5 protein-coding genes are annotated in these 4,417 nt (G+C 42.0%); 2 read left to right on the forward strand and 3 right to left on the reverse strand.

Annotation, left to right across the window (positions count from 1 at the left end):
* Positions 1-302 precede the first annotated feature (302 nt).
* Both HW45_RS04480 and HW45_RS04485 read left to right on the forward strand, forming a co-directional pair.
* A complete protein-coding gene (locus HW45_RS04480; RefSeq protein ID WP_038225203.1) occupies positions 303-635 on the forward strand; it encodes a hypothetical protein in 333 nt (110 codons plus the stop codon).
* Between the two features lie 358 nt (positions 636-993).
* The gene (locus tag HW45_RS04485) at positions 994-2,313 is read left to right on the forward strand and encodes an ISNCY family transposase (protein WP_038225205.1); all 1,320 of its coding nucleotides are present in this window, start codon (positions 994-996) and stop codon (positions 2,311-2,313) included.
* A gap of 983 nt (positions 2,314-3,296) precedes the next feature.
* Here HW45_RS04485 and HW45_RS04495 read toward each other — a convergent pair.
* From HW45_RS04495 to HW45_RS29495, 3 genes are all read right to left on the reverse strand, one after another.
* A complete protein-coding gene (locus HW45_RS04495; RefSeq protein ID WP_051867783.1) occupies positions 3,297-3,494 on the reverse strand; it encodes a hypothetical protein in 198 nt (65 codons plus the stop codon).
* Positions 3,491-3,673 carry a hypothetical protein gene (locus tag HW45_RS28285; protein WP_051867785.1) on the reverse strand — a complete coding sequence of 61 codons (183 nt, stop codon included), beginning with the start codon at positions 3,671-3,673 and terminating at the stop codon, positions 3,491-3,493. Before HW45_RS28285 ends, HW45_RS04495 begins: the two co-directional genes overlap by 4 nt.
* A gap of 422 nt (positions 3,674-4,095) precedes the next feature.
* Entirely contained in the window at positions 4,096-4,239 is a 144-nt protein-coding gene (locus HW45_RS29495; protein ID WP_160171196.1) for a hypothetical protein, read from the reverse strand.
* Positions 4,240-4,417 lie beyond the last annotated feature (178 nt).

Here is a 4,417-nt window from a genome sequence, read left to right on the forward strand (position 1 = left end):
CTCGCGGGTGAATAGTTACACTAAAAGATGGCTATAAACTTCTTGGCTAACGGTTATGAGTAGCTCTGCTCAGGTTGGTTTCGTCGCCAGTTAAGGCGAGGACTGCATGTAAAACTACTTTAATGTGAGTGTCGAAGAAAGGATGGCTTATTGCGATTGATTAATTCAAGTAAATAATTTTACTATCGGAATCTTAGTTGTTTCACACATACTGAAAAATCTGTGTTTGACTAACTAATCTGCATCATTGCTGTAGCCTACATGGGAGATAGCTGTACGTTGATTGCAGCCTAAGGAAATAGTTGATATTTCTGACAGATGATACGCTCGATGGCGATATCAGTCTAACAACTTCAGGAGATATCACACAGCCATTAACCCATTTCCTCAGTGATTCATTTGAAGGACAAGTCAATATCAACTATCAAGGTGTGTATGAACTTGATGCAGCGATTGAAGAAGCAAGTGAGACATTGCAGATGGACGTCAATGAACAAGACGCATTGCAATCAACACAAAGTGGTCAGACTGTTTCTACTGAACAACAAGGAACAGACTGGAAGCAAAGTGACAACACCCAGTTAATGTTGACTTCACAGACGACTTGGGTAGCTTTGACCTTGATGACAATTTAATGTAGTGCAACAGACATTGAGCAACAACTAGAGAACGAGCTTGTATACGGAGTTATTGTAATAAACACATAATCGTAATCGTCAGATTAAGTTTATGTGTTTATTAGGTATTTTATGGTAAATATCGATTATGGTTAAATCTGGGATAAAACAAGGAGTGTAGGAGCGGGCTTAAGGTAAGGATTTTAATCTCCTGCATATCGTATTTAACATAATTAATATAATGCGCACCCAAAAGTGTAGGTGCAATTTAGTAATGTCCGGTTTGAGCAATTTTAAAATGTCCTCTTATGCTTAATAAACACGCTGAGCTTTGAGGACCTCAACCGATGTTAATTCCCATGAGTGACCTTTTAAAGTGCTGCAAGATGTTCGTGAGCGCCGCCTTCGTCAAATTGATGCAGCCGACATACTCAACATAAGCCCTCGACAAGTTCGACGTTTATTGAGCCAGCTAAGCCAGTATGGAGCTTCTTCCTTAGCCCACGGGTCACGTGGCCGACCGAGCAATCGACGTTATCCTGATGTTTTTCATGCTGAGGTTCTGAACATCATACGTGCTCAATACGCTGATTTTTCGCCAACATTTGCTTGTGATAAGCTGACGGAACAACACAACTTGGTCCTGTCTGTCGAGACACTACGTCAGTGGATGATCGCTGACGGTCTTTGGGTACCACACTCACAACGTCAGCCTCGCGTTTACCAGCCTCGTTACCGTCGAGACTGTTTAGGCGAACTGGTTCAGATTGATGGCTCACACCACGATTGGTTTGAAGGACGCAGCCCTAAGCGCTGTCTCTTGGTCTACATCGATGATGCGACGGGACGGTTGATGAACCTACGCTTCAGTGATACCGAATCTGCTTTTGATTACATGGTGGCCACACGGGAATATCTGGCTCAACATGGCAAGCCTGTGGCTTTTTACAGCGATAAACACTCGATCTTTCGAGTCAACCAAGAGCATCTCAAAAAAGTGGGATTAACTCAGTTTGGTCGTATTCTCGATGAGCTTGGGATTGAGCTGATTTGTGCGAACAGCTCTCAAGCAAAGGGACGTGTTGAGCAAGCGAATAAGACGCTACAAGACCGATTAATCAAGGAAATGCGTCTACAAGGTATCAATACCATTGAAGAAGCGAACGCATGGCTACCCTACTTTATTGAGGATTTTAACCGTCGATTTGCAAAGCCCGCAAACTACCCTAAAGATCTTCACCGTCCGGTTCGAGAAAGCCAGGATGAGCTGGATGACATTTTTGCTTGGCAGACCACGCGTAAACTCTCGAAGTCGTTGACATTCCAATATGACAAAGTGCTTTATTTGATTGAAGATACGCAGAAAAATAGTCGTCTTGTCAATGAAGTAGTCAAAATACTCGACTACCCAGATGGTCGAATTGCTGTCCAGTATGGCGAGAGAAAGTTAAGCTTCAAAACCTTCGATAAGCTGGCTAAAGTGGATCAAACTCAAGTCGTAGACAACAAAAGACTGGGTAAAGTTCTTCAATTTGCCCAAGAGAAGCAAGAAGAATTTGATAAGGCTCAGCTTAGGGAAAGAAGTCAAAACGCGCCTAAAAGAACGGCTCAGAAGCGTGCTATGGCTCAGTTAAGGGCTTTAATTCCAGTTTTAGCAGAACCTGAAACATTTCAAGCAAGCACTTCTAAGAAGTAACATCTTTTAACCAAAGCTCGAGATTTGCTGACTTATGAATCTCAATGCGGGCTTATAGTTCTGTTAACAACAGGACATTTTAAACTAGGATTGACAATAAGTGTGGTTTTTAACATTTGGTGATACTGGCAATCTTGCTCGTTTTAATATTTAGAATTTCAATCAGTTAAAGCCTTTAGCTTGTTCTGACACACCTTTCACGTTGGCTTAACGGCACTGTTCCCATAAACCCCATGGCCGAAAAACTGCTATTGATTAAAGCCTTTGGCTATCTGCCTAATGATATGAGTTGGTATGGGGTAACCCCACGGCGAATTAAGATTTAAAACGTACGCCTTTTTTGCTGAGCCAGTTGAATTTATTAAAAAGTTCGTCAAAAACTCAGCGTACTTTTGACGCTCTAACTTATCCGTTGGAAGTTCCTCACCTTCAAAACTGATGACATCAGACCAATTCATTTTTGTTATCATATTTAAGCACCACGCCCTACTGAATAAGTCAAATATACGGTAACTTAGCGGATAACAGCTTGTGAAAAATTGCGTGTAGTTGCTACTATCATTTTTATGGGACGGAGCCCAACGTCGAATGATGCCAGACGCCCGTATAGATTCTGATAATTACGAATCAATCGAGTGGCCGCACGAAAGCCATACTTAGGATTGCTAAAGGTTTCAAAGATCTTATATTGTGACAGTGTAACCTTGTCAGCCCAGGCATTAGTACTAATGCGAATGTTTAACGGGTTATTATTTCGAATCCCTCAATTAAGCTGTGATTTCAAGGCCTTTTGTTCCTGATAAATGATGAAAACGATGATAATAAAAACGAACCCGCGAAACATGACGCCCTGTTAGAGAGACGTGTCCAACTAAAGTAAAGTGATACAGCCCACGCCAAGCTGTGCATGCTTCATCACATCCAGATGACTCACACTTTGTCTTTTAATCAGTGGCGTGAAATCACATGCTACCATGTTCAATCTACAGATCATCTTGAGCGCTCAGTAATATGCGACCCAATGGTTTGCTATAGCGAGTCACTGAGCCACTTGGTAACGTGAGCTCCTCACCCGTTGAATTAATACACACCGACAACTTGCCGTGATAGGACTCGATGAAAAGCCAGCTCGACTCCACGGTGAACAGCAGCACTTGCCCTTGAATCAGGTTGAAGTTCATTTGGTCACCGCCTTACACAGCGCAAAGCCTAGTACCAAAGCAATGATTGCTATGAGAATTAATTGTTGTTTGTTCAGTACGCTCTGTCGGTTGTCTTGTTTGAACTTGGCAAGCTCGGTCAGCTTGTCTAAATTCTTCGTATTTTGGGTTGCTTGGTTACCCGCAAGGCTGGCTATCATTTGAAGGTTGAACTTATCCAGCGTATCAGAGGCATACTGTTTTCTGTGTTTTGATTTACCAGATTGAGCGATTCACTCATTGCGCCTTTCGTTAACTCATACGATTCATCAAGCGTAAAAAGCATCACGCCATCACCCATATTGATGCCGCCAATGCATAGCTCTCCCTATTTCATCGTCGATTTTAACCAGCGTTTTGCCAAACCAGCAATGTTTCCAAAAGACATGCATCGAAAAGTACTCGAATCCAAGCAGGAGCCGGGCGATATGTTCAGTTGTCAAGAAACGCGAGCTCTCGAAGTCACTCACATTTCAATACGATAAAGTTGTTTATAGAAGAAAATATCCGCTTAGTACACGAACACGAGAAGATACTAGATTACCGAATTGGCGAGATTGCGATTACTGACGGTCTCCGAAAACTAGCCTTCAAAACCATCGATAAGCTTGAACAAGTCTTGAAGTTTGCTCAGCAACAACGCACCGAAACGCTGAGCCATCAACTCTGTACTCACAGAGCCTGACACTTTTAAAGCTTCAAACAGTAAAACCTGATCACCCTTCACTATTATTAATCTATTGTTATTTGAGCTAATGACGTACTAGGCAAGTAACCGACTATGAAGTCACGCCTCCTTCAACTGTTGAAAGGAGAGATTTAGTTAACTATTGTCAATTAATTTAGTTATAGTGCGTTAGAACATCAAATTTTCACGTTTTTGTATTCAAATCTTTGTAAACTCT

The organism is Vibrio sp. ER1A, assembly GCF_000733315.1.
Lineage (GTDB): Bacteria > Pseudomonadota > Gammaproteobacteria > Enterobacterales > Vibrionaceae > Vibrio > Vibrio mediterranei.